General features: G+C 70.8%; 20 protein-coding genes and 3 pseudogenes. 15 read left to right on the forward strand and 8 right to left on the reverse strand.

Features of this window, described 5'->3' with window-relative positions; all coding sequences use genetic code 11:
- Positions 1-179: 179 nt before the first annotated feature.
- Entirely contained in the window at positions 180-1,400 is a 1,221-nt protein-coding gene (locus ACFU8W_RS20045) for an acetyl-CoA C-acetyltransferase (protein WP_384038811.1), read from the reverse strand.
- 125 nt (positions 1,401-1,525) lie between these two features.
- Positions 1,526-2,674, reverse strand: a complete 1,149-nt coding sequence (locus ACFU8W_RS20050; RefSeq protein WP_384038932.1) for an SGNH/GDSL hydrolase family protein — start codon at positions 2,672-2,674, stop codon at positions 1,526-1,528.
- Between the two features lie 156 nt (positions 2,675-2,830).
- Between ACFU8W_RS20050 and ACFU8W_RS20055 the strand changes: the two genes are divergently transcribed.
- Positions 2,831-4,234: a cystathionine beta-synthase gene (locus ACFU8W_RS20055; RefSeq protein ID WP_345517752.1), complete on the forward strand. Its 1,404-nt coding sequence runs from the start codon at positions 2,831-2,833 to the stop codon at positions 4,232-4,234.
- 407 nt (positions 4,235-4,641) lie between these two features.
- Here the strand turns inward: ACFU8W_RS20055 and ACFU8W_RS20060 are convergent, their stop codons facing one another.
- Positions 4,642-5,481 (reverse strand): helix-turn-helix transcriptional regulator, encoded by an 840-nt coding sequence (locus ACFU8W_RS20060; RefSeq protein WP_384038815.1) that lies wholly within the window; start codon positions 5,479-5,481, stop codon positions 4,642-4,644.
- A gap of 150 nt (positions 5,482-5,631) precedes the next feature.
- Between ACFU8W_RS20060 and ACFU8W_RS20065 the strand changes: the two genes are divergently transcribed.
- A complete protein-coding gene (locus ACFU8W_RS20065; protein ID WP_384038819.1) occupies positions 5,632-6,393 on the forward strand; it encodes an SDR family oxidoreductase in 762 nt (253 codons plus the stop codon).
- Between the two features lie 42 nt (positions 6,394-6,435).
- Here ACFU8W_RS20065 and ACFU8W_RS20070 read toward each other — a convergent pair whose 3' ends face one another.
- The 3 genes and pseudogenes from ACFU8W_RS20070 to ACFU8W_RS20080 all read right to left on the reverse strand — a co-directional run.
- The gene (locus ACFU8W_RS20070) at positions 6,436-6,858 is read right to left on the reverse strand and encodes a hypothetical protein (protein WP_384038822.1); all 423 of its coding nucleotides are present in this window, start codon (positions 6,856-6,858) and stop codon (positions 6,436-6,438) included.
- A gap of 93 nt (positions 6,859-6,951) precedes the next feature.
- Positions 6,952-8,358: a purine-cytosine permease family protein gene (locus ACFU8W_RS20075; RefSeq protein WP_384038825.1), complete on the reverse strand. Its 1,407-nt coding sequence runs from the start codon at positions 8,356-8,358 to the stop codon at positions 6,952-6,954.
- Between the two features lie 20 nt (positions 8,359-8,378).
- Positions 8,379-8,552: pseudogene (locus ACFU8W_RS20080) on the reverse strand (glycine betaine ABC transporter substrate-binding protein); the annotation flags it as partial.
- Between the two features lie 274 nt (positions 8,553-8,826).
- Between ACFU8W_RS20080 and ACFU8W_RS20085 the strand changes: the two are divergent.
- The 3 genes and pseudogenes from ACFU8W_RS20085 to ACFU8W_RS20095 form a co-directional block, all read left to right on the forward strand.
- Positions 8,827-9,171 (forward strand): annotated as a pseudogene (locus tag ACFU8W_RS20085) (aromatic amino acid lyase); the annotation flags it as partial.
- Entirely contained in the window at positions 9,168-10,019 is an 852-nt protein-coding gene (locus ACFU8W_RS20090; RefSeq protein WP_345517757.1) for a MurR/RpiR family transcriptional regulator, read from the forward strand. The pseudogene ACFU8W_RS20085 and the gene ACFU8W_RS20090, both read left to right, overlap by 4 nt.
- A 336-nt stretch (positions 10,020-10,355) precedes the next feature.
- Positions 10,356-10,943, forward strand: a complete 588-nt coding sequence (locus ACFU8W_RS20095; protein WP_345517758.1) for a hypothetical protein — start codon at positions 10,356-10,358, stop codon at positions 10,941-10,943.
- A gap of 165 nt (positions 10,944-11,108) precedes the next feature.
- Here ACFU8W_RS20095 and ACFU8W_RS20100 read toward each other — a convergent pair.
- A pseudogene (locus ACFU8W_RS20100) lies at positions 11,109-11,264 on the reverse strand (transcriptional regulator); the annotation flags it as partial.
- Between the two features lie 434 nt (positions 11,265-11,698).
- Here ACFU8W_RS20100 and hutU point away from each other — a divergent pair.
- The 4 genes from hutU to hutI all read left to right on the forward strand — a co-directional run bounded on the left by hutU (position 11,699) and on the right by hutI (position 17,260).
- Positions 11,699-13,357 (forward strand): urocanate hydratase, encoded by a 1,659-nt coding sequence (gene hutU / locus ACFU8W_RS20105; RefSeq protein WP_266984889.1) that lies wholly within the window; start codon positions 11,699-11,701, stop codon positions 13,355-13,357.
- A gap of 107 nt (positions 13,358-13,464) precedes the next feature.
- Entirely contained in the window at positions 13,465-14,679 is a 1,215-nt protein-coding gene (locus tag ACFU8W_RS20110; protein ID WP_345518445.1) for an allantoate amidohydrolase, read from the forward strand.
- Complete coding sequence (locus ACFU8W_RS20115) at positions 14,670-16,055, forward strand: formimidoylglutamate deiminase (RefSeq protein ID WP_345517759.1); 1,386 nt, start codon at positions 14,670-14,672, stop codon at positions 16,053-16,055. The genes ACFU8W_RS20110 and ACFU8W_RS20115 overlap by 10 nt, the downstream gene beginning before the upstream one ends.
- Before the next feature lie 32 nt (positions 16,056-16,087).
- Entirely contained in the window at positions 16,088-17,260 is a 1,173-nt protein-coding gene (hutI, locus tag ACFU8W_RS20120) for an imidazolonepropionase (protein ID WP_384038830.1), read from the forward strand.
- Positions 17,261-17,392: 132 nt separating this feature from the next.
- Here hutI and ACFU8W_RS20125 read toward each other — a convergent pair whose 3' ends face one another.
- Positions 17,393-18,364: an RNA polymerase sigma factor SigF gene (locus tag ACFU8W_RS20125; RefSeq protein WP_384038833.1), complete on the reverse strand. Its 972-nt coding sequence runs from the start codon at positions 18,362-18,364 to the stop codon at positions 17,393-17,395.
- A 306-nt stretch (positions 18,365-18,670) separates the two neighbouring features.
- On the opposite strand from ACFU8W_RS20125, the gene ACFU8W_RS20130 reads away from it, so the two are divergent.
- From ACFU8W_RS20130 to ACFU8W_RS20155, 6 genes are all read left to right on the forward strand, one after another.
- Entirely contained in the window at positions 18,671-19,039 is a 369-nt protein-coding gene (locus ACFU8W_RS20130) for an STAS domain-containing protein (RefSeq protein ID WP_345517762.1), read from the forward strand.
- Between the two features lie 236 nt (positions 19,040-19,275).
- The gene (locus ACFU8W_RS20135; RefSeq protein WP_345517763.1) at positions 19,276-19,779 is read left to right on the forward strand and encodes an ATP-binding protein; all 504 of its coding nucleotides are present in this window, start codon (positions 19,276-19,278) and stop codon (positions 19,777-19,779) included.
- A 189-nt stretch (positions 19,780-19,968) separates the two neighbouring features.
- Positions 19,969-20,628: a peptidase gene (locus ACFU8W_RS20140; protein ID WP_384038935.1), complete on the forward strand. Its 660-nt coding sequence runs from the start codon at positions 19,969-19,971 to the stop codon at positions 20,626-20,628.
- Positions 20,629-20,698: 70 nt separating this feature from the next.
- Positions 20,699-21,694: a hypothetical protein gene (locus tag ACFU8W_RS20145; RefSeq protein WP_384038838.1), complete on the forward strand. Its 996-nt coding sequence runs from the start codon at positions 20,699-20,701 to the stop codon at positions 21,692-21,694.
- Complete coding sequence (locus tag ACFU8W_RS20150) at positions 21,691-22,818, forward strand: hypothetical protein (RefSeq protein WP_384038841.1); 1,128 nt, start codon at positions 21,691-21,693, stop codon at positions 22,816-22,818. Before ACFU8W_RS20145 ends, ACFU8W_RS20150 begins: the two co-directional genes overlap by 4 nt.
- A 14-nt stretch (positions 22,819-22,832) precedes the next feature.
- On the forward strand, positions 22,833-24,188 hold the full coding sequence (locus ACFU8W_RS20155) for a hypothetical protein (protein ID WP_384038938.1): 1,356 nt from the start codon (positions 22,833-22,835) through the stop codon (positions 24,186-24,188).
- Positions 24,189-24,228: the final 40 nt, after the last annotated feature.

A 24,228-nucleotide genomic window follows, 5' to 3' on the forward strand; every position in this document is an offset into this window, starting at 1 on the left:
TCGTGGTCGCGTTCGCTTCGCTTCCGCTGCGGGCAGGTGCCGCCTTCGTACCTCAGGCGACTCCTACCCTCCGCTGCAGCTCAGCTCAGCCGCTCGTGTTCGTGGTCGCGTTCGCTTCGCTTCCGCTGCGGGCAGGTGCCGCCTTCGTACCTCAGGCGACTCCTACCCTCCGCTGCAGCTCAGCTCAGCCGCTCGATGACCATCGCCATGCCCTGGCCGCCGCCCACGCACATGGTCTCCAGACCGAACTGCTTGTCGTGGAACTGCAGGCTGTTGATCAGCGTGCCGGTGATCCGGGCGCCGGTCATGCCGAAGGGGTGGCCGACGGCGATGGCGCCACCGTTGACGTTCACCTTCTCCAGCGGCAGGCCGAGGTCGCGGTAGGAGGGGATCACCTGGGCGGCGAACGCCTCGTTGATCTCGGCCAGGTCGATGTCGTCGATGGTGAGGCCGGCGCGCTTCAGCGCCTGCTTGCTCGCCTCCACCGGTCCGTATCCCATGATCTCGGGGGAGAGGCCGGAGACGCCGGTCGAAACGATGCGGGCCAGCGGGGTCAGACCCAGCTCGCGCGCCTTGGTGTCAGACATGATCACGAGCGCGGCGGCACCGTCGTTGAGCGGGCAGCAGTTGCCCGCGGTGACCAGGCCATCGGGGCGGAAGACCGGCTTCAGCCCCTGCACGCCCTCCAGGGTGACGCCCGCGCGCGGGCCGTCGTCCTTCGACACGACGGTGCCGTCGGGGGTCGTCACCGGGGTGATCTCGCGCGCCCAGAAGCCGTTCTTGATGGCTTCCTCGGCGAGGTTCTGCGACCGCACGCCGAACTCGTCCATGTCCTGACGGGTGACGCCCTTGAGCCGGGCCAGGTTCTCGGCGGTCTGCCCCATCGCGATGTACGCGTCCGGGACGAGGCCGTCCTCGCGCGGGTCGTGCCAGTGCGCGCCGGTCTCCTCGGCGCGGGCGGCGGTACGGGCCTCGGCCTCGGCGAAGAGCGGGTTGTGCGTGTCCGGCAGGCTGTCCGAGTTCCCCTTCACGAAGCGGGACACCATCTCGACACCGGCGGAGATGAAGACATCGCCCTCGCCGGCCTTGATGGCGTGCAGCGCCATGCGGCTGGTCTGCAGCGAGGACGAGCAGTAGCGGGTGACCGTACAGCCGGGAAGGTGGTCCATGCCCATCTGCACGGCGATGATGCGGCCCAGGTTGTTGCCCTGCTCGCCGCCGGGGAGGCCGCAGCCGAGCATCAGGTCGTCGATGTCCTTCGGGTCGAGCTCGGGGACCTTGGCCAGCGCGGTCTGGATGATCGTGGCGGTCAGGTCGTCCGCCCGCAGGTCCTTCAGTGACCCCTTGAAGGCCCGGCCGATGGGGGAACGGGCAGCAGAGACGATCACGGCTTCGGGCATCACGCGGCTCCATGAGGGCTGGAAGGCTGTCAGGGCTGAGCAGGACTGTCTTGGAAGTTACCCGTACGTATCGCCGAGGTCACCCGGCAGGCTGTGTGATGCGGGCCTCTTTTCTAAGCAACCGCTCAGGCGGTCCGGGGTGCGGGATCCGTGCCGGAGTCCCCGCCTGCGCGAGGGTCCCTGTCCACCGGAACGTCCGGACCCTTGCCGTCCGGATGCAGGCCGTCCAGGTGCTGGACCTCCGGGGGCTGGACCTGCGGGCGACGGCCGTCCAGGTGCTGTGCATCCGAGTGCTGTACGGCCGGCTCCGGGTGCGGCTCCGTGGCCGCGGGCAGGCGCCTGCGCCTGCGGTGCTTGAGGAGAGCCCACGGTGCCCGCGCCCCCGTGACCTCCGTACCGGCCTCCTGGGCCGCCTGGGACGCCGCCTTGGCCACCGGCAGCATGTCCTCGCGCCGCGACCCGTCGAGACGGTCGGACTCCGGCCACAGCCCCAGCGCGGCGCACAGCGTCGGCAGCAGTGCCATCGCCGCCGTCGCGTACCCCTCGGCCGACGGGTGGTAGTTGTCCGGGCCGAACAGCTCGCGCGGATTCGCTTCGAACTCCGGACCCAGCAGGTCGCCCAGCGACACCGTCCGCCCGCCCTGCTCCACCGAACCGATCGTCTGCGCCGCCGCCAGCTGACGGCTCGCCCGCCGGGCCAGCCAGCGCAGCGGCTGGTAGACCGGCTCGATCGTGCCCAGATCCGGGCAGGTCCCGACGATCACCTCCGCACCCACCGTACGCAGCCTGCGCACGGCGGTGGTCAGGCACCGCACCGACTCGGTGGCGGGCATCCGGTGCGTCACATCGTTCGCCCCGATCATGATCACGCAGACGTCCGGCGCACGGGACGTGTCGGCCAGCAGCAGCGAGACCTGTCGCTCCAGATCGTCCGACCGGGCCCCCGGCTGCGCGACGTTCCGCAGATCCACCGGTCGCTCCGACACCGCAGCGAGCCCCGAGGCGAGCAGCGCGCCGGGCGTCTGCCCGGCCCTGCGCACACCCTGGCCGGCCGCGGTCGAGTCACCGAGCAGCACGAGCCGCAGCGGCTCCGCAGGCCCGGTGAACGCCACCCCGTACCGCCCGTCCGCACTGGGCGGAACCGGTGCGATACCGCCTCCCACGTGCCGCTTCGCCAGCTGGACCTCCGCCAGCAACACGCCTGCCGCCGCCGCGCCGAGCAGTCCGATACTGCCGCCGCCGTAGGCCGCGCCCGCCGCGATCCGCCGTGCCACCCTTGCTCTCGACACAGTCCGGTCCACCTCCTCGTTGCCGTACCGCCGTACATACAGCTAACTGCCCCGTAACGACCGTCGCCCAATCGCTTCGCCCAATCTCATGCCCGTACGCATACCCTGGCCGCACCATCTCGGAGACCCCGGAGTAACACGGTGCAATTTCACGATTCGATGATCAGTCTCGTTGGCAATACCCCGCTGGTGAGGCTGCGCAGTGTCACGGCCGGCATCCAGGCGACGGTGCTGGCCAAGGTCGAGTACTTCAACCCCGGCGGTTCGGTGAAGGACCGGATCGCCCTGCGCATGATCGAGGCCGCGGAGGAGAGCGGAGCACTGCAGCCCGGCGGCACGATCGTCGAGCCGACGAGCGGCAACACGGGCGTCGGCCTGGCGATCGTCGCCCAGCAGAAGGGCTACAAGTGCATCTTCGTCTGCCCCGACAAGGTGTCCACGGACAAGATCAATGTGCTGCGCGCCTACGGTGCGGAGGTCGTCGTCTGCCCGACGGCCGTTGACCCCGAGCACCCGGACTCGTACTACAACGTCTCGGACCGGCTGGTCCGGGAGACGCCGGGTGCCTGGAAGCCCGACCAGTACTCGAACCCGAACAACCCGCGCTCGCACTACGAGACCACCGGTCCCGAGCTGTGGGAGCAGACGGACGGGAAGATCACCCACTTCGTGGCCGGCGTGGGAACCGGTGGCACGATCACCGGCACCGGCCGCTATCTGAAGGAGGTCAGCGGCGGCTCGGTCAAGATCGTCGGCGCGGACCCGGAGGGCTCGGTCTACTCCGGCGGTTCCGGTCGCCCGTACCTGGTCGAGGGCGTCGGCGAGGACTTCTGGCCGACCGCGTACGACCGGACGGTCACGGACGAGATCGTCGCCGTGTCCGACAAGGACTCCTTCCAGATGACCCGGCGGCTCGCCAAGGAGGAGGGCCTGCTCGTCGGCGGCTCCTGCGGCATGGCGGTCGTGGCGGCCCTGGAGGTCGCGCAGCGCCTCGGACCGGACGACGTGGTCGTCGTGCTCCTCCCGGACAGCGGCCGCGGCTATCTGAGCAAGATCTTCAACGACGAGTGGATGGCCGACTACGGTTTCCTGGACGACACGGGTACGTCCGCCCGCGTCGGCGACGTGCTCGACCACAAGGACGGTCCGCTGCCGACACTCGTCCACATGCACCCGGAGGAGACCGTCGGGGAGGCGATCGACGTCCTGCGCGAGTACGGCGTCTCGCAGATGCCGATCGTGAAGCCGGGCGCAGGCCACCCGGACGTGATGGCCGCCGAGGTCATCGGTTCGGTCGTGGAGCGGGAACTGTTGAACGCACTGTTCGCGCAGCGCGCCTCGCTCACCGACCCGCTGGAGAAGCACATGTCGGCGCCGCTGCCGCAGGTCGGCTCCGGCGAACCGGTCGAGGACCTGATGTCGGTGCTCGGCGGCGCGGACGGTGCCGACGCGGCGATCGTGCTGGTGGAGGGAAAGCCGAAGGGCGTCGTGAGCAGGCAGGACCTGCTGGCGTTCCTGGCGAAGGACGCGGGTCCGAAGCAGTAGGGAGCGATTCGGGGCTTCGCGAAAACGGTACGAGCACGACACGTACGCGCAGCACCGGCTTAACACGGCTCCGGCACATTGGTGGGTGTCGGCAGGGAAACCCGCCGGCACCCAAGACGGCGACACGGACTACGGAGCGGCTCCCGGACCTCCACTGTCGCCAGGACGCGCGCACCCGGCCCTGACCCGGACCCGCGTCCCTCGCGGGGACCGCCGTCGTCCCGCCCCCTGGGAAACCGGGGGTGCGGCGGTCCCCGCGACATATCTATGCGCGTCAACAGATGACTGCGTCGAGCGTGTCCGCATGTGACGGCTGTCAGCGCGTCCCCGTGCGTCGGTTCGCTGTGTCTCCCCGTGCGACGGTTGTCGACGCCTGCCCGCTGTCGCTCTCCGCGGCCGCGGGCCACTCACCCGGCCGGTGCGGCCGCCCAGCTCGCCAGCAGCGCCATGCGCTCCGCGGTCTCCGTGCCCGGTTCCGGGGTGTAGACCACCAGCGACTGGCCGGGGTCGCCGGGCAGCCCCAGCGTCTCGTACGGAAGCGTCAGTTCGCCCGCGACCGGGTGCAGGATGCGCTTGACGCCGTACGTCTTCGTCTTCACCTGATGGTCGGCCCACAGTCGGCGGAAGTCCTCGCTCCGCATCGACAGCTCGCCGACCAGGGTGGCGAGCTGTCTGTCCGTCGGGTGCAGTCCGGCGTCCAGGCGCAGATGTGCGACGGTCTCCGCCGCCACCGCCGCCCACTCCGGGTACAGCTCGCGGGCCGCCGGTTCCAGGAACACCTGGCGCGGCATGTTGCGCTCGGCGACGGGCATCCGGGAGAAGCCGACGAGGGCGTCACCCAGGGCGTTCCAGGCCAGGACGTCCATCCGGCGGCCCAGGACGAATGCCGGGGCCCTGTCGACGGTGTCCAGAAGCAGCCGCAGACCGGGCCGGACCCGCTGAGCGGCGTTGGCCGGCCGCCCGGTCCGTGCCCTCGGTGCCGGCCGGGCCACGGTGTGCAGATACGCCTGCTCCGTCTCATCCAGCCGCAGCACCCGGGCGATCGCGTCGAGCACCGCGTCCGAGACGCTCGGCCCACGCCCTTGTTCCAGCCGGATGTAGTAGTCGACGCTCACCCCCGCGAGCTGCGCGACCTCCTCGCGGCGCAGCCCGGGCACCCGCCTGCGGCCGTATGCCTGGAGGCCGACGTCCTCGGGCTGAATGCGCGCGCGCCGTGAGCGAAGAAAGTCTCCGAGGTCCCCGTCCATGCTCCGATCGTAGGAGACCGGCCGGAACGGAGCCTGGTACTGGCAGACCCAGGAAAGACGCATCCCTGGGTAGTGGGCGGGCGACGGCGGAGGGTGGGTCCTGCCACCGGGGAGACGCCCCGGCGGACACCACGTACAAGGAGTACGGACATGTCGTACGAGACGCTCGCAGGCCGCACCGCTGTCATCACCGGAGCCGCCAGTGGCATGGGCGCCGCCACCGCCGGGCTGCTCGCAGCCCAGGGCGCCAGGGTCGCGCTGCTGGCCCGGCGGGCGGAACGGCTGGAGGAAGTGGCCGCCAAGATCGTGTCCGAGGGCGGCGAAGCGCTCGTAGTGGTGACCGACGTCACCGACCAGGCGTCCGTCGATACGGCAGCCGAGCGCGTGCACACCGCCTATGGCCGGGCGGACCTGGTGGTCAACGCGGCCGGAGTGATGCTGCCGAACCCGGTGGACGAGGGCCGCACCGACGAATGGCAGCGGATGCTCGACACCAATGTGTCGGGCGCGCTGCGGATCATCCGGGCGTTCACTCCCGACCTGGTGGCGGCGGCCGCCGACGGCCGCACCGCGGACCTGGTGAACATCTCGTCGATCGGCGCGCACGTCACGTTTCCCCACTACGCCGTGTACGGGGCGACGAAGGCGGCGCTCAGCCATCTGTCGGCGTCCCTGCGTACGGAGTTCGGCCCGCGCGACGTCCGCGTCACCAACATCGAACCGGGCCTCACCGACACGGAGCTGGCCGGCCACATCGACAACGCGGAGCTGTCGAGCCAGCTGGACGGCATGTTCGACGCGCTGGGCGCACTGTCGGGCGACGACATCGCGGACCTCATCGCGTACACCACCAGCCGCCCGCGCCACGTCAACCTGCGCCAGCTGATCGTGCTTCCCACGCGCCAGGCGTAGCCGCGCGTCGGTCCCGCGCCCTCCGCGCGCTCAGCCGGCTGCTCAGTCCTCCCAGTCGGACTTCGAGCGGTTCTCCGAGCGCCGGAACAACGGCCGACCACGGGCGGCGTTGAAGGCGTTCACCCCGACGATCCCCAGCCAGGCCACGACGAGTCCCTCGATCCCGGCGTTCGCGACCCCGATCGCGGACAGCGGGATGGCCAGGACCAACGAGACGATCCCGAACCCGAACCGCTCACCGAAGTCGCCCAACGGCGGCTGGGGCGTATGGGCCCCTCGGGCGACTTTGATCTGCTGCTCGCCCAGGTGCCGCCGCACCCGCCGGTCGAGCGTGGCGTCGAGACGCTGCTCGACCTTCTCCAGAAACGAGTCGATGAGCGCGGACTCGTATTCCGGCCCCAGCTCGCTGCGCGCCTGCAGGGTGGCATTGAGCTCTTTCTTGAACTCGGAGTCACGGGCTTCCATGCGCCTACGGTACGAAGCGGCGGGGCCGGGCGCAGTGGGGCTAGCCCCCCTGTTGCCACGAACGGCCGGGGCGGCGCGCAGCCGCCCTTCGGCTCAGCCGACCGGCACCCGGTCCGTCGGCATGATGGTGGCGGCCGGGATGTGGGTGGTGTCGCGGCGGGCGAGCAGCCAGTACAGCAGGGCCGGTACGAGCAGGCCGATCACCCAGGAGATGTCCGCGCCGCCCAGCGGCTCCACCAGCGGGCCGGTGTAGAAGGTCGTCGCCAGGAAGGGGAGCTGGGCGACGATGCCGACCGCGTAGACCGTCAGTGCGTCCCAGCGCCAGGCGCCGTAGCGGCCGTCCGGGTCGGACAGGGCCGGGATGTCGTAGCGCTCGCGCGATATCAGGTAGTAGTCGACGAGGTTGATCGCCGACCACGGGGTGAAGAAGGTCAGCAGGAACAGCAGGAAGTCCTTGAACGAGGCGAGGAAGGTGTCCTTGCCGAGCAGGGCGACCGCCGTGCCCGCGATCATGATCACGGCGATGTACGCGGAGCGGCCGCGCTGCGACAGTGCCCGCTGCCCGCGGAAGCCGCTGATCCCGGTCACCATCGACATGAAACCGCCGTAGGTGTTCAGCACGTTGATGGTCAGCTTGCCGAGAGCGATCACGAAATAGAGCAGCGAGGCGATCAGCCCGGTGCCGCCCAGCGAGACGACGTAGCTGACCTGGTCGTCGAGGAACGCGGCGCCCGCGGATGCGGCGACCAGCACGCCGAAGGCCATGGACCACTGGGAGCCGAGCGTCGTGCCGGCCAGCGTCCACCAGAAGGTGGCGCGGGAGCTCGTACGGCGCGGCAGGTAGCGCGAGTAGTCGGCGACGTAGGGCCCGAACGCCAGCTGCCAGGACGCCGCGATCGACACCGCGAGCAGGAACATCGGCAGATCGAAGGCGCGGTCGGCGAGGGCGGCGCCGAGATCGATCCGGTCCAGCAACCGGATACCGAGATAGATGAAGGCCAGCGCGCAGACCACACTGGCGACCCGGCCGAGGACGTGGACGACCCGGTAGCCGATCGCCGCCATCAGTGCGGTGATCGCGGCGAAGAGGAGGATGCCGGGGGTCTGCCCGAGGTGGGTGAGCTCGCCGACCGCCTGGCCGGCCAGCACGCTGCCGCTGGCGAAGAAACCGACGTACATCACGACGACCAGGAGCAGCGGCACGACCGCGCCCCGCACCCCGAACTGTGCCCGGCTGGAGATCATCTGGGGCAGGCCCAGCCTGGGGCCCTGCGCCGAGTGCAGCGACATCACCGCTCCGCCGAGCAGGTTGCCGACCAGCAGGCCGATCAGGGACCAGAAGGCGCCGCCGCCGAAGATGACTGCGAGTGCGCCGCTGACCACCGCGGTGATCTGGAGGTTCGCTCCGAGCCAGAGGGTGAACTGGGAGAACGCGGTACCGTGCCGTTCGTCGTCCGGTACGACATCGATCGAGCGGCGCTCGACGAGGGAGTCGGCCATCGGGGATTGCTCCTTTTCTCTTACTTCTCTGCCGGACCGTGCGCCGCGGCCCAGTCGTGCGCCACGTCCTCCGGGTCCTTCTTGTCCTTGTCCACCAGGCGGTTCGTCTCCGTGAGGTCCGCTGTCGTGAGGGTGGCGCCCAGGCGGGCCAGTGCCCTGCGGACCGTGGAGTCCGCCGCGCGGTCCGCGATCAGCTCCCTTGCCCCGGCTGCATATAGTCATGCAGAGTTCTCGTTGGCTGAATAGATTGTCAATGCCTTGAGGTAAAACACTGGTTATAGAAGCCCGAAAAGCGGGATCGAGTGTCCGGATGAGGAGCATTTGCGCATGATGTCGTCCCGCATGATGGACTCCTCGCTCTGCGGCGGATGGGCCGCGGACCACGCCGTCTCCATCGTCGAGCCCGACGGAGAGGCCCTCCCCGTCGCCGATGTCGTCCGGATTGCCCGCGGCGCCGCCCGCCCGATGCCCGCCTCGCTCGGCCACGCCGTGTTGTCCGGGGGCGTGGAGGAGCAGGCGAGTTTCGCCTCGCCGGCAGTCCGCCGGGCGCTGCGTGTGTGCGGCGCCTACCGGCAGGTCGTCGCCTGCGAACTCGTCTCCGCGGTAAGGGCGTTGCGGCTGCGTGACCTGCGGCCCGATCCCGGTCTGCCGGTCGGGCGGGCGTTCGAGCCGGTCGATTCCCTGCTCGAAGGGGAGTTCGCGGACCGGCCGCTCACCGATGATGTGAAGGTGGCGGCCGGGGACCTGCTCGACCGCTGCACGGACCTGTGGAACACCGATCTCACCAGCACGAGTACTAGGGGGACAGCATGAGCGGGAGCAGCCCGGCCGCGCGGTTGCAGCAGCTCTTCGAGGGGCACCGGCTCACGCCCACCCAGCGGCGGATCGCGCACTCGATGGTGCGCAGGGCCGGGGACGTCCCGTTTCTGTCGAGTGTGGAGCTGGCCGAGCTGGCCGGGGTCAGCCAGCCGTCCGTCACCCGGTTCGCCGTCGCGCTCGGGTTCGACGGGTATCCGGCGCTGCGCAAGCATCTGCGGGAGGTTGCGCCCGGACCCGTCGAGGGCGGTGCGCGCGCCGCCGCCGACACGTACAACGAGTACCAGCAGGCCGTCCGTGCCGAGATCGAAAACCTGCAGCACCTCGCCGAACTCCTCGCCGACCCCACTCCGGTCGAGCGGGCGGGGCGGCTGCTCGCCGCGTCGCGCCCGCTCCTTGTGCTCGGGCTGCGCGCCGCCTCCTCGCAGGCGCGGGGCTTCGGCTACTTCGCAGCCAAGGTCCACCCGGATGTGCGAGTGCTCGACGAGGGCGGCAGCATGCTGCACGACCGGATCGACGCCGCACGCCGGGCGGGGGCGAGCGCGCTGGTCTGCTTCGCGCTGCCGCGCCATCCCAAGGAGGTCGTGGACGCGCTCGCGTACGCCCAGGAGCAGGGACTGGCCGTGGTGTCGGTCGCCGATTCGGCGTTCGCCCCGGTGGCCAAACACAGCGACCTGCTGATTCCCGCCGCCGTCGGCACCGGACTCGCCTTCGACACGGCGTGCGCGCCGATGCTGCTGGGTCGGGTACTGCTGGAGGCGATGTGCGACGACCTGCCGGACGCGCAGGCGCGGCTGGAGGAGTTCGACGCGCGGGCGGCGGCGCGCGGGCTGTTCGTGGAATGAGGGCGTGACGCACGGGATGTGGCTGCCGGGCTTCCCGGGCGGGGTGAGCGTCCGGGGGTTGTCGTCGTCGCCCGGGGGACCGGGCGGCCGACGCCGGGGCTGCGGCTGGGCGGGCGGTCGTCGGCGCCCGGGCCGTGATCGCTTCCGGCACTGCGGGACCCGGAAATTCGCCGGCTGGGAACGGCTCCGCGGAGGCGAGTCCGCCTGCGCCGGGGCGGGGACGGCAGGGCGGGTGTCCGGTGCTGAGGGAAGTCCGGCCGGTGGTCGGCATTCCTCGCCGATTCTCAGACACCGCTCAGATACGGCCATTAACCTGCGCCCCGAGAATCAGCATCGATGGCTGTCGAGAGGGGTACCGACGTGGGGCGCGGAGCGCAGTCGCTGGCGAGGGTGGCCGTGATCGTGCGGGCCGGAGCCGTACCGCTGTGGTGGCCGGGGCTGCTCGCCGCCGCCGTCGGTGCGCTCGTCCCGGGACTCACCGGTCGTCGGATCGGACTGCTCGCCGGAGCCGCGCTCTTCCTGATCACCGCGGTTGTGGTGGCGCTCGCACGCGGGCGCAGGTACGCGGAGCTGGCGAGGGCTGCCACCCGTGCCGGGCGGACGGACTTCCTCCAGGACCGGGCCGTGACCGTACGCAACTGGCGGCGCGGGCACCGGTGGTGGCTGCTGAGCGGGTTTCTCGTGGCGATCGCCGGCGGATTCGTGCTGCCCGGCGCCGGTGGGCTGATGCTCGCGGGCGCGGGGGCCGGCCTCTGGGCCAAGTCCGTCCGGATCGGGCAGCGGGAGCGGAAGGACGAGGTCCTGTACTGGGTTCGGACCGACTGGGTGGAGAAGGGACGGCCCGCGGGCAGGCAGGTCGCGGCATACCGGACGACCGGGCCGGTGGCGGGCGACGCCGCGCCCGGTGGGGCGCGGCGCCGCTGAGGACGGTCTGCGGAGGTCAGCCCTCCAGTTCGGCCTCGATCCGCTTCAGTTGGTGGCGGGCCATCGCCGGGTTGCGCGGTCGCCGTCCAGCACCAGGTAGAGGAAGAGACCGTTGTTGCCGCGCGCCTTGAGCAGCCGGATCAGGTGGTACTGGGCATCGGGGGCGATCAGGATGTCCAGGCCTGGTGTCGAGGGGCTCTCGGCGTGCACGACCTGGCCGTCGACGAGGTAGAGCGTGCCGTGGTCGCGCATCGGGGCGCCGGTGGCGCGTTCGGCGGCGAGACGCCGGAGCATCGGAGAGAGGGCGGAGGCTGCTCTCACGGGGAAGGCTCTCTCGGGGAAGGCTCTCTCGGGTGAGGTTCTCGCGGGAGGTGTTCTCTCTCGGGCGCGGTGGCTCTCATGCCAGGACCAGCCGCTCCGCCATCTCGCCCAGCCTCATCCGGGCCAGCGCCAGGTTGCCGTCGGAGCGGTCAGGAAGACGCTGCTGTCGAAGGCTGTCCCGCGACGGGCCCCGCACCACCGGCCCAGAGGCTACGCAACGTGCCTGCCCCAGGTGGGAGCTCTGGCATTTTCCATTGGTACATGCGGAAGGCGATCGGAAACAGTCGGACCCGCCGCCGCCCCTGTCATGTTCTGTCCGTGTTCGGTGCTGCATCCCGTCTTCGGGGCAGCTCTTTCGGGCGCGCCTGTTGACTACAAGTATTCAGAACAGCAGGATGTGAATAGAAGCAACACAGTCGCGAGGAGGCATTGTCATGTCAGGACCCCGCCCCGTACGGGCACCGCGCGGTACCGAACTGAGCGCCCTGGGATGGCAGCAGGAAGCCGCCCTCCGCATGCTGCAGAACAATCTCGACCCCGAGGTCGCCGAGCACCCCGACAAGCTCGTCGTCTACGGCGGCACGGGCAAGGCGGCCCGCGACTGGCGCTCGTTCGATGCGATGGTGCGCACGCTGCAGACGCTCAAGCAGGACGAGACGATGCTCGTCCAGTCCGGACGCCCGGTCGGTGTCATGCAGACCCACGAGTGGGCGCCGCGCGTCCTGATCGCCAACTCCAACCTGGTGGGCGACTGGGCGAACTGGGAGGAGTTCCGCCGCCTGGAGGCGCTCGGACTGACCATGTACGGCCAGATGACGGCCGGGTCGTGGATCTACATCGGTACGCAGGGCATCCTGCAGGGCACCTACGAGACGTTCGCCGCCGTCGCCGCCAAGAAGTTCAACGGGACGCTGGCCGGGACGATCACCCTGACCGCCGGGCTCGGCGGCATGGGTGGCGCCCAGCCGCTCGCCGTGACCATGAACGACGGCGTCGCGATCTGTATCGACTGCGACCCGCGCGCCATCGAGCGCCGCATCGAGCACCGCTACCTGGACGTGCGCGCCGACTCCCTGGAGCACGCGCTCCAGCTCGCCACCGAGGCGCGCGACGCGCGCAAGCCGCTCTCCATCGGGCTGCTCGGCAACGCGGCGGAGCTGCTGCCCCGGATGCTCGCCGAGGGCGCCCCGATCGACATCGTCACCGACCAGACCAGCGCGCACGACCCGCTCGCGTACCTCCCGATCGGCGTCGACTTCGACGACATGGCCTCGTACGCCGCCGAGAAGCCCGCGGACTTCACGCAGCGGGCACGCGAGGCGATGGCCAAGCACGTCGAGGCGATGGTCGGCTTCATGGACGCCGGGGCCGAGGTCTTCGACTACGGCAACTCGATCCGCGGCGAGGCCCAGCTCGCGGGCTACGACCGGGCATTCGACTTCCCCGGGTTCGTGCCCGCGTACATCCGGCCGCTGTTCTGCGAGGGCAAGGGCCCGTTCCGGTGGGCCGCGCTGTCCGGCGAGGCGTCGGACATCCACAAGACCGACAAGGCGATGCTCGAGCTCTTCCCGGAGAACGAGTCGCTGCACCGGTGGATCAAGATGGCCGGTGAGCGCGTCCACTTCCAGGGTCTGCCCGCCCGGATCTGCTGGCTCGGCTACGGCGAGCGCGACCGCGCCGGTGAGCGCTTCAACGACATGGTGGCCTCCGGCGAACTGGCCGCACCGCTGGCGATCGGCCGCGACCACCTGGACTGCGGGTCGGTGGCGTCCCCGTACCGCGAGACCGAGGCGATGCTCGACGGGTCCGACGCGATCGCGGACTGGCCGCTGCTGAACGCCATGGTCAACGTGGCGTCCGGCGCCTCCTGGGTCTCCATCCACCACGGCGGCGGCGTCGGGATGGGGCGCTCCATCCACGCCGGTCAGGTGACCGTGGCCGACGGTACGAAGCTGGCGGGCGAGAAGATCCGCCGGGTGCTGACGAACGACCCCGGAATGGGGGTCATCCGGCACGTCGACGCGGGGTACGACATCGCGGAGTCCGTTGCCGCGGACAAGGGCGTGCGGGTTCCCATGACGGAGGGGCAGTGAGCCTGCCGGGCGGAGGCGGCTCCGTGGAGGCCGAGGGTTCCCCGGCGCCCACCCTTCCCCATGGCCCGCAGGGGCCGGGAAGGGGCGGGCAGCCGTCCTTCCAGGACATGTGGAAGGAACTCGCCCCCATCGGACGCCACGCCGAGAGCGGTGGGTACCGGCGGTACGCCTGGACCGGTGCCGATGCCGACTGCCGGGTGTGGTTCCGGGAGCAGGCCGAAGCGCGTGGGCTCGGGTACGAGGTCGACCGGAACGGGAATCAGTGGGCCTGGCTCGGGGATCCGCTCGGTGACGACGCCGTCGTCACCGGGTCGCACCTCGACTCCGTGCCCGACGGCGGCGCGTTCGACGGACCGCTCGGTGTGGTCTCCTCCTTCGCGGCGCTCGACGAACTCCGCTGCAGAGGAGCCGAGTTCACCCGGCCGTTCGCCATCACCAACTTCGGTGACGAGGAAGGGGCCCGGTTCGGGCTCGCCTGCGTCGGGTCCCGGCTCGCCGCCGGGCAGCTGACCGTCGAGAAGGCGCACCAGCTCCGCGACGGCGACGGCATCACCCTGCCGCGGGCCATGGAGGCGGCCGGGTACGACCCCGACGCCATCGGCCCGGACCCCGAACGGCTGGCCCGTATCGGCGCTTTCGTCGAGCTCCATGTCGAGCAGGGTCGCTCCCTCGACCTCACCGGTGACCCGGTCGGTATCGCCTCCGCGATCTGGCCGCACGGCCGCTGGCGGTTCGACTTCCGGGGCGAGGCCAACCACGCGGGGACCACCCGGCTCGTCGACCGGCGCGACCCGATGCTCACGTACGCCGAGACCGTGCTGGCCGCCCGCCGCGAGGCGGAGCTCACCGGTGCCCTCGCCACCTTCGGGAAGATCGCCGTCGAGCCGAACGGCGTCAACGCCATCCCCTCCCTCGTCCGTGGCTGGCTCGATTCGCGCGCCGCCGACCAGGACACCCTCGACGCCGTCGTCACCGGCATCGAGCGGGCCGCCCGGGAGCACGCCGAGCGTGCGGGCATCGATCTCGACGTCGTACGGGAGTCCTTCACGCCCGTCGTGGAGTTCCAGCACGCCCTGCGTGACGAACTCGGCAAGATCCTGACCGGCCGGGGCGGCGGCGACGCGGGCCGCGCCGTGCCCGTCCTCGGCACCGGAGCCGGACACGACGCGGGTATTTTGTCCGCTTCGGTCCCTACCGCCATGCTGTTCGTACGGAACCCCACCGGGATCTCGCACTCGCCGGCCGAGTACGCCGCCGAGGACGACTGCACCGCCGGGGTGATCGCCCTCGCCGATGTACTGGAAGGTCTCGCGTGCAGCTGACAACGACACCGACGGGCGGGCACCGCACCACCACGTTCTGGATGTCCCACGCCTGGCTCGGCACCCATGTCGAGCCGGGCGTGACCCTGGACGTCGCCGACGGGCGGATCGCCGGGATCCGTACCGGTGTCGACGCCCCGCCGCCCGGCGCCACCGTGCTGCGCGGACTCACGGTGCCCGGTCTCGCCAACACCCACTCGCACGCCTTCCACCGCGCCCTGCGCTCCACCGTCCAGGTCGGCTCCGGCACCTTCTGGACCTGGCGCGAGCTCATGTACCAGGTCGCGGCCCGGCTCACCCCCGATACGTACTACGACCTGGCCCGTGCCGTGTACGCGGAGATGGCGCTGGCAGGCATCACCGCGGTGGGTGAGTTCCACTATCTGCACCACGCGCCGGGCGGGGCCCCGTACAACAACCCCAACGCGATGGGCGAAGCCCTGATCGCCGCCGCCGAGGCGGCCGGGATCCGGATCACCCTGCTGGACACGGCCTATCTCGCCGCCGGATTCGGGCAGCGGGCCGGCCAGTACCGGGAGCCCGACCAGCACCAGCTGCGTTTCTCCGACACCACCGCGGACGCCTGGGCCGAACGCGCCTCCCTGCTCAAGGGAAGCGACCACGCCCTGATCGGCGCGGCCGTCCACTCCGTACGCGCCGTGCCCGCCGGGCAGCTCGCGACCGTGGCGAAGTGGGCCGAGGAGCGGCAGGCGCCCCTCCACGTCCACCTCTCCGAACAGACCGCGGAGAACGACGCCTGCCAGGCCGCCCACGGCTGTTCCCCCACCCGGCTCCTCGCCGACCACGGGGTCCTCGGCCCGCGCACCACCGGCATCCACAACACCCACCTCAGCAGTGAGGACATCGCGCTGCTCGGCGTCTCGGCCACCGGCACCTGCATGTGCCCCACGACCGAACGCGACCTCGCCGACGGCATCGGACCCGCCGTCGCCCTGCAGCGCGCCGGCTCGCCGCTCTCCCTCGGGAGTGACAGCCACGCCGTGATCGACCTCTTCGAAGAGGCCCGCGCGATGGAGCTCAACGAGCGTCTGCGCACCCATGCCCGCGGCCACTGGACAGCGGCCGCACTGCTGCGCGCCGCCACCGTCGACGGGCACGTCGCCCTCGGCCGGTCCGACGCGGGCACCCTGGAACCGGGCGCGCTCGCCGACTTCACCACCGTCGCCCTGGACTCCGTCAGAACAGCGGGACCGGTGCCTCGACTGGCTGCCGAAGCAGTCGTATTCGCCGCCTCCGCGGCCGATGTGCGCCATACGGTCGTGGCAGGCCGCCACATCGTCCGCGACGGGCAGCACACGCTCGTCGAGGAGATCCCCGCAGCACTCGCCTCAGCCATCGCCGCCCTGCACGGCTGACCCCGGACCCCCGCAAGGAGAACAGTCCCCCGATGACGACGACCGCCATCACCAACATCGCCAGTTTGGTCACCAACGACCCCTCCCTCGGTGATGGTTCCCCCCTGGGCCTGATCCTGGACGCGGCCGTCGTCATCGAGGGCGACCGGGTCGTCTGGACCGGTGAATCAAGGAAAGCACCCGCCACTGACAACGCCGTCGACGCGGGCGGCCGCGCGGTGATCCCGGGATTCGTCGACTCCCACTCCCACCTCCTCTTCGCGGGCGACCGCACCGAGGAGTTCAACGCCCGGATGTCCGGCCGCCCCTATACCGCGGGCGGTATCCGCACCACGGTCGCCGCCACCCGCGCCGCCACGGACGACGCGCTGGACGCCAACGTCGTCCGCTATCTCGCCGAGGCGCTCCGCCAGGGCACCACCACGTTCGAGACCAAGTCCGGCTACGGGCTCACCGTCGAGGACGAGGCCCGCGCCCTGCGCATCGCCGCCCGCCACACCGACGAGGTCACCTACCTCGGCGCCCACGTCGTCCCCCCGGACTACGCCGACGATCCCGCCGGGTACGTCGACCTGGTCACCGGGCCGATGCTCGACGCCTGTGCCCCGTACGCCCGTTGGGTCGACGTGTTCTGCGAGAAGGGTGCGTTCGACGGCGACCAGGCCCGCGCGATCCTGACCGCGGGCATGGCCAAGGGCCTGCACCCCCGTGTCCACGCCAACCAGCTCACCTACGGCCCCGGCGTCCAGCTCGCCGTCGAGCTGGACGCCGCTTCCGCCGACCACTGCACGCACCTCACCGCCGAGGACGTCGACGCCCTCGCCCAGGGCAACACCGTCGCCACGCTCCTCCCCGGCGCCGAGTTCTCCACCCGCGCGGACTGGCCCGACGCCCGCCGCCTCCTCGACGCGGGCGCCACCGTCGCGCTGTCCACGGACTGCAACCCGGGCTCGTCGTTCACCTCGTCCATGCCCTTCTGCATCGCCCTGGCCGTACGCGACATGGGCATGACCCCCGACGAGGCACTCTGGTCCGCCACCGCGGGCGGCGCGGCGGCCCTGCGCCGCACGGACATCGGCCGCATCGCCCCGGGCGCCCGCGCCGACCTGGTCCTCCTCGACGCCCCCAGCCATGTCCACCTCGCCTACCGACCGGGCGTCCCCCTGGTCCAGGCGGTCCGACAGCGCGGTGAACGCGCCCTCTGAGCGATATCTCCGGCCTCGCCCCCGAATCGGAAGAACCCGACTTCCACTCCTCAGTCACATGCGGAAGGACCTGCCCTTTGTCGGGCAGGTCCTTCCGCAAGTGGTCCCGCGGGGGCGCGGGGAACTCCGGGATCATTCCTCCAGAGTCAGGCCCTTCCTGAGCTTGACCAGCGTCCGGGAGAGCAGCCGCGAGACATGCATCTGGGAGATGCCGAGTTCGTCGCCGATCTCCGACTGCGTCATATTGGCGACGAAGCGGAGCGAGAGGATCTTCCGGTCGCGACCGGGCAGCGCGGCGATCAGCGGCTTCAGGGACTCGACGTACTCGATGCCTTCGAGTCCGTGGTCCTCGTAGCCGATCCGGTCCGCCAGCGCGCTCTCGGTCTCGTCCTCCTCGGCCTTGGCATCGAGCGAGCTCGCGGTGTACGCGTTGCTTGCGGCCATGCCTTCGACGACCTCGTGGTCGGTGAGTCCGAGGCGGTCGGCGAGTTCGCCCACGGTGGGCGCCCGGTCGAGCTGCTGGGCGAGTTCGTCGCCCGCCTTGGCCAGCTCGAGCCGCAGCTCCTGCAGTCGGCGCGGGACGCGCACGGACCACGTGGTGTCGCGGAAGAATCGCTTGATCTCGCCGATGATGGTCGGCATCGCGAAGGTCGGGAACTCGACGCCCCGGCTCAGCTCGAACCGGTCGATCGCCTTGATCAGGCCGATGGTGCCGACCTGGATGATGTCCTCCATCGGTTCGCTGCGGGAGCGGAACCGTGAGGCGGCGAACTTGACCAGGGCCAGGTTCAGTTCGACGAGTGTGTTGCGTACGTACGCGTACTCGTGGGTGCCCTCTTCGAGGGATTCGAGCCGCGCGAAGAGTGTCTTCGACAGAGCTCTGGCGTCCAGTGCGCCCACTTCGTCGTACGGCGGGATCTCGGGAAGTCCTTCGAGATCGCCGCTGCCCTTGGCGCTGCCGATGTCGCTGGTGCTGCTGATGCTGCTGGTGCTGCGGCGCGGAGCGGGTACGGCTACCGCGGCAGGGGAGTCTGATTCGGTCAGTCCCTGAGGACATGCTGACGTCGCGATGTGGGTACGCGGTCCGTCGAGCCGGGGTGACATGGTCTCCTCCATCGTTCTCGGCATATGGCTGCCGATGCCCATACGTGTTCCTGCGGTGAAGCGGCGCCTCCAAAGCCGGCTGTGTTTCGGGTGTCCCTCTACCCTTACCCGGTCCGGACGTGCAGATACAACCGCCAATTGAGGCTATATGTCCGGTTTGTTGAGGTCTTCGGCTACCGTGTGCCGCACGGAACGCGTAGTGTTTTACGAACGTCAGCGACAGCTACACACGCAACCGCACGCGCCATCGCAGAGAGTGACGCGCACGGTGACGCAGGCAGTGACGAACGGCGAAGAGGGACGGGCATGGACCGCCAGACGGTCGGCAGTGCGAACCGGGGTCGACTTCATGTCGAGGTCCGGACCGAGGGGCGCAGTGAGGTGGTGACGCCGGTGGGTGAGCTGGATCACCACACCGCCGATCTGCTCCGCGAACCCCTGGAGAGCGCGGTCGAACAAGGACGGACCCGACTGGTGGTCGACTGTTCGCGACTCGAATTCTGTGATTCCACCGGGCTCAATGTGCTGCTCGGTGCCCGCCTCAAGGCGGAGGCGGCCGGGGGAGGGGTCCATTTGGCCGGAATGCTGCCGATGGTGGCGAGGGTCTTCGAGATCACCGGGGCCGAGGCGGTCTTCACCGTCCACGACTCCCTCGAATCGGCGCTGGACACCTGATCGTGGCCCGGAGCGCAGTCTCACCCGTCCCGGGTGTCGCCTGCCTCACGCATTCCGCATGGGCGAAGTGGGTGTTGTCACGATACGGCCGGGCAGGAGACACCCCGGCGAACCTCGTGTGACCTGAGTGCCCTGCACACTCCGTATGCGGTCGGTGTCCGTTTCGGCAGCCGCACCCGTATCTGTATCTGTAACTGTTCAATGGCGACATGGTGAATCGGTGAGGTGAAGCGCTGATGAGCACCACCCGGCAGCATCCGCCGGGCGACCTCGGCCGGGAGCCGGAGGGCGCGGGCGACGGCGCCGACGCAGCCTCCTCCGGGCCCGTCGACCGGCGGTGGCGCACGCTGCCCCTGCGGGAGGTCAGCGGCATCGTGCCGACGGCCCGCGATTTCGCCCGTCAGGCACTCCACGACTGGGGCTGGCTCCCGGCATCGAGCGCCGACCGGCGCGCAGCCGCCGAGGACGTCCTGCTGGTCGTCTCCGAACTGGTCACGAACGCCTGCCTGCACGCGGAAGGACCCGAGGAGCTTCGCATCGCCTGCACCTCGAAGGTGCTGCGGGTGGAGGTCGTCGACGGCGGTGCGGGACAGCCCGCGCCGCGCACCCCGCACCGGGCGGGCCGGCCCGGCGGGCACGGCATGTTCATCGTGCAACGGCTCTGCCTGGACTGGGGTGTCCAGCGGGTGCCGGGCGAGCCCGGCAAGACCGTATGGGCGGAGCTCGCCGCCCCCGCGTAGTCATCACGCGAACCGTCGGGCCGTACGGCCCCTCCTTCCTGCCCCCGAAGAGCGCGCCGGATCGGCGCGCTCTTTGTCTTCCCTCCATACGGCCCCGGGCGTACCTTGAGCGCCCAATCTGATGTGTCGTCAGTAACTTGCGTCGGAGTGATACGGCGCGCGGCGACTTCCGGCATGAGGGGAACTGAGGTGCCGTACCCGAAGCGAACAGCTCTCGCGCTGGCGTCCGCGCTGGCCGGCTCGGTGGTGCTGCTGGCCGCGCCCGCCGCCCACGCCACGGTCGTGGACGTCGACTACAAGTGCAAGACACCGATCGGCGACAAGAGCGCGGTCTCGCCCATCGACATCAAGAGCGTGAAGAGCGGCAGCAGTTACACGCTCACGATGTCCTTCCAGAAGGGCGTCTCGTCCAGCCCCGTCGAGCTGGGCAAGGGCGCCATGAAGCCCAGCGCGGTCATCCGGCTGAGCGGCGCCGAATCGGGTCAGGTCCAGGTCTCGGGACCGGCGAACTCCGCGGCGATCCCGGCGAACACCCCGATCAAGATCAGCGACCTCTCGGGTACGTACACCCCGAGGAAGAGCGGCAAGGTCGGCTTCACGGCCGGAGTCCTCACCATCAAGGCGCTCGGTACGACCACGACCTGCACGCCGGGCAACAGCCCGAAGCCGTCGCTCGAACTCGATGTGACGGCGGCGGGCGGCTCGAAGGACACCTCGGAAACGACCCTGCCGAAGACCGGACCGCTCGACTCGGCGATGGCGCTCGGGACGCTCGGCGGCACGGTACTGCTGACCGGTGCGGCCGGGGTGCTGTGGCTGACCAGGCGCGGACAACGGGCCGCGGGCTGAGCTCCACGGAGCCGCCGCGCGCCGTCCGTACGTACACGCCCGTTCTGTACGCAGCAGGGAGCCCGCCCCTATGCCACCGTTGACCGGTCACGCCGTCCGAGCCGTTCTCGCAGCCCTGTTGTGCGCTTTCGCCTGCGCCTTGACCGCGAACCCGGCGACCGCCGCCGACCGGAGCGGCGCGGACTGGACGGCGCAGCCCGCGGCGGGCGCCGGGAGCCGGAGCGGCGAGGCCGGCGGCAGACCGTACTTCTATCTGGAGGGACTGCCCGGCACCGTGCTGCAGGACCGGCTCTCCGTCACCAACCCGGGCACCGCCCCGGTCACCGTGCGACTGCGCGGGGCGGATGCGTACAACTCCGCGGGCGGTGACTTCGCCGTACGCGGAACGAAGGACTCCGCCGGGACCGGCGCCTGGCTGCGGCTCGCCGCGGACCGGGTCACCGTGCCCGCCCGTACCCGCGCCGAGGTGCCGTTCTCCGTCACCGTCCCGGCAGATGCGTCGCCCGGCGACCACCCGGGGGCGATCGTCGCCGAGCACTCCGGGCGCTCGGTGGGCGTACGCGTCCATCTGCGGGTCAGCGGGCCCACGCTGACCGCGCTGACCTTGGAGGACGTCAGCGTGTCCGGTCGGACCATCCACTACACCCTCGTCAACCGGGGCAACGCGGCCCTCGCCCCGCGCCTCGCCGTCAGCGCGGACGGGGTCTTCGGCACCCTGCTGCGGCGCGAGGCGCGGAACCTGCCGGTGGACCTGTTGCCCGGACAGCGGGTGAAACTCACCGAACCGTGGCGGAACGCCCCCGCCCTCGATTCCGCCACCGTCCGGCTCCGCGTCACCGCCGCGGGCGGAGCGCACAGCGAGGCGACAGCCCGGGCCGTCTTCGTCCCCTGGGCGCCGGTGGCCGGCGGCGCCCTGGTCCTGGCCGCGGCCGCCGCAGGCGCGTACGCGTACCGGCTGCGGCGCAGCCACCGCCGGCCACCGGACGACGACGGCCCGGACCATGGCGACGCAGCTCGAACCACGGCAGAGAGAAGGCACTTGGTGAAGGCGGGAGCGGAATCGTGAGTCGACAGACCGGACCGGCGTCCCTCCGGCGCGGCAGCCACCGGTGGGCCGCCGTGCTCCTCGTCGCGCTGCTGCCCGCCCTGCTGCTCCTGCCCGCGCCCGGTGCCCGCGCGGCGGACGGAAAGCCCGCGGTCGCCCTCTCCGAGCAGCAGGCGGGCAAGGGCGGTGACATTACCGTCAAGGGCACCGGATGGCGGCCGAACACCCTGCTGATGATGCTGATCTGCGGACAGTCCGCCCCCGGCACGGGCGTCATCGGCGGCACCAACTCCTGCGCCAACGCCGACGGACGCGCCGTCACCACCGACGCCAAGGGCGCCTTCAGCAAGAAGATGCCGGTGTCCGAACCGCCCAGACCGTGCCCCTGCGTGGTCCATGTCGCGACGGTCACCGGGGAACAGGCAGCCGCCGACGCCGGGTTCGTCGTCGCCGGACACCCCGTCGCCCCACTGCCGGAACAGACGGAGGGCGGAAAGCTCGCGGTGCTCGCCACCACCCGGCTGGAGGGCGACAGCGGAATCCTCACCTGGTTCGGCGCTCCGCCCTCCCGGCAACTCGTCTTCACCGTGGGAAACCTCGGTTCGGCGCCGGTCAAGGACCCGGTCTTCCGGGTCGGCACCGCGCACGGCGTCTTTGCCCCGCAGTGGGAGGAGCGGCAGTGGCGCGGCACCATCGCGCCCGGTCGCAAGGCACGGATCGTACTGCCGGTCGAACTGACGGCGGGCGCCCACGGCGACTACCGGATCTCCCTGCGGTACGGGACGAAAACACTGGCCGAACAGCCGTGGGGGGTGGGCCGCCCCTGGGGCGTCACGCTCTTCTGGATCCTGCTCTGCGTCGTCGTACCGGCCGCGGTGTTCCGCATCGGCATGGCGATCGTCGACAAGGTGCGGCCCCGCGCCGCGTACACCCCGGCCCGCGCCGGCCGTCACCGCCATCCGCTGCCGGCCGACGTGACGGCGAAGCTGCCGAGGCTGCGCCGGGGATCGCGCGCCCATGAGACCCCCTCGACAGCGTCCGCGGCAGGACCCGCCCCGGGCGCGACCACCACGGCCGCGCTGCCGTGGTTCACACCGGATTCCGCACCGTCAGAGAACAGACCCACGACGAAGGGACATTCGTGAGCACGCAACGGAGGATGAGCGCGGCCGGGGTCGCGCTGATGCTCGGCGGCGCGGGGATCCTGCTGGCCGCGAGCCCAGCCCTGGCCGCCGACGTCTCGTACAAGACGGAGTGCATACCGCCGTCCATCTCCGGACTGCCTCCTGTGCAGGGCACGACCAAGGTGCAGCTGACCGCGCCCGCCGAGGCAAAGGTCGGGGACAGCGTCGAGGTGGTGTGGAAGACGGTCGAGGCCGCTTCCAGGAACCCCGACGTCCTGGACCTGGAGAAGGACACGGTCAAGCCGACCGGCACCATCGAGGTCGGCGGCGCGGCCACGGGAACGCTGCAGATGGAAGGGCCACGGCAGAACCCGCCGATCCCCAAGAACAGCGCCATGGTGCTGCCCGACATGAAGGGCACGCTGAAGCTGGAGAAGGCCGGTGAGATCACGCTGACGCCGGGCGCGTACAACATCAACGTGTCGAAGCCGATCTCCACCGACACCAAGTGCTCCCCGAAGGAGGCCGTTCAGCCGGGCGCGACGATCAAGGTCACGGACGGTGGCGGTACGACAGCGGGCGGGACGACCACCGGCACGACTGCGGGCGGTACGACCACCGGCTCCACCACGGCGGGCGGCACGACGGCCGCAGGGGGAACGACGGCGGGCACGACGGCCGGCGGTACGGACACCGGAGGCAGTGACTCCGGCGGCACCACCGCCGGGTCGAGCGGCGGCGGCGGTGGTGGTCGGACCGACTTCGAGGGCAAGGAGGTGTCTGTCGCGTACGCCTGCAAGACGCCGATCGGCGACAAGAACGCCACCTCCCCGGTGAAGATCAACGCGAAGAAGAACGGCGGCAGCTTCGACCTCACGGTGAAGTTCAGCAAGTCGGTCATGGACAGCCCCGCCGACATCCCGGCCGATTCGGTGAAGCCCTCCATGGAGGTCAAACTCGGCGGAGCCGACAAGGGCACGGTCCATGTCGAGGGCCCCACCAACAAGGAGCCCATCAAGTCCGGTGAACCGATCGAGATCCCCGACCTCACGGGTACGTACAAGCCGGGCGCGAGCGGTAAGTCCACCCTCAGCCCGGGCGTGCTGACCGTGAAGGCGCTCGGCACGACGACGACCTGCACCCCGCCCGCCGGTGTCGCGGTCTCCCTGGAGCTGGACACCTCGTCCCAGCCCGGCGGGGCCGTGGGCGGCTCGGACACGGGCGGCGCCACGACCGGCGGCGGTACGGACTCCGGAGGCGGACTGGCCGAGACCGGGGCCGAGGACAACGGCACCCTGCGCGCACTCGGCCTGGTCGCCGGTACGGCGATCCTGCTGGGCGGCGCCGTGTTCACGTTCACCCCGTGGCGTCGGCTGCGCGGCACCCGGTGAGCTGAGTCGTCGGATACGCGAAGGGCCGCTGCACCGACGA

The sequence above is a fragment of the Streptomyces sp. NPDC057565 genome, from assembly GCF_042801455.1.
In the GTDB taxonomy this organism is placed as follows: domain Bacteria; phylum Actinomycetota; class Actinomycetes; order Streptomycetales; family Streptomycetaceae; genus Streptomyces; species Streptomyces yanii.

Coding starts and splice junctions, on each gene's coding strand:
- ACFU8W_RS20135 (WP_345517763.1), top strand. CDS start 19,276: ATGAGCACCACCCGGCAGCATCCGCCGGGCGACCTCGGCCGGGAGCCG.
- ACFU8W_RS20145 (WP_384038838.1), top strand. CDS start 20,699: ATGCCACCGTTGACCGGTCACGCCGTCCGAGCCGTTCTCGCAGCCCTG.
- ACFU8W_RS20095 (WP_345517758.1), top strand. CDS start 10,356: ATGGCTGTCGAGAGGGGTACCGACGTGGGGCGCGGAGCGCAGTCGCTG.
- ACFU8W_RS20075 (WP_384038825.1), bottom strand. CDS start 8,358: ATGGCCGACTCCCTCGTCGAGCGCCGCTCGATCGATGTCGTACCGGAC.
- ACFU8W_RS20070 (WP_384038822.1), bottom strand. CDS start 6,858: ATGGAAGCCCGTGACTCCGAGTTCAAGAAAGAGCTCAATGCCACCCTG.
- ACFU8W_RS20060 (WP_384038815.1), bottom strand. CDS start 5,481: ATGGACGGGGACCTCGGAGACTTTCTTCGCTCACGGCGCGCGCGCATT.
- hutU (WP_266984889.1), top strand. CDS start 11,699: ATGTCAGGACCCCGCCCCGTACGGGCACCGCGCGGTACCGAACTGAGC.
- ACFU8W_RS20045 (WP_384038811.1), bottom strand. CDS start 1,400: ATGCCCGAAGCCGTGATCGTCTCTGCTGCCCGTTCCCCCATCGGCCGG.
- ACFU8W_RS20155 (WP_384038938.1), top strand. CDS start 22,833: ATGAGCGCGGCCGGGGTCGCGCTGATGCTCGGCGGCGCGGGGATCCTG.
- hutI (WP_384038830.1), top strand. CDS start 16,088: ATGACGACGACCGCCATCACCAACATCGCCAGTTTGGTCACCAACGAC.
- ACFU8W_RS20065 (WP_384038819.1), top strand. CDS start 5,632: ATGTCGTACGAGACGCTCGCAGGCCGCACCGCTGTCATCACCGGAGCC.
- ACFU8W_RS20090 (WP_345517757.1), top strand. CDS start 9,168: ATGAGCGGGAGCAGCCCGGCCGCGCGGTTGCAGCAGCTCTTCGAGGGG.
- ACFU8W_RS20130 (WP_345517762.1), top strand. CDS start 18,671: ATGGACCGCCAGACGGTCGGCAGTGCGAACCGGGGTCGACTTCATGTC.
- ACFU8W_RS20125 (WP_384038833.1), bottom strand. CDS start 18,364: ATGTCACCCCGGCTCGACGGACCGCGTACCCACATCGCGACGTCAGCA.
- ACFU8W_RS20110 (WP_345518445.1), top strand. CDS start 13,465: ATGTGGAAGGAACTCGCCCCCATCGGACGCCACGCCGAGAGCGGTGGG.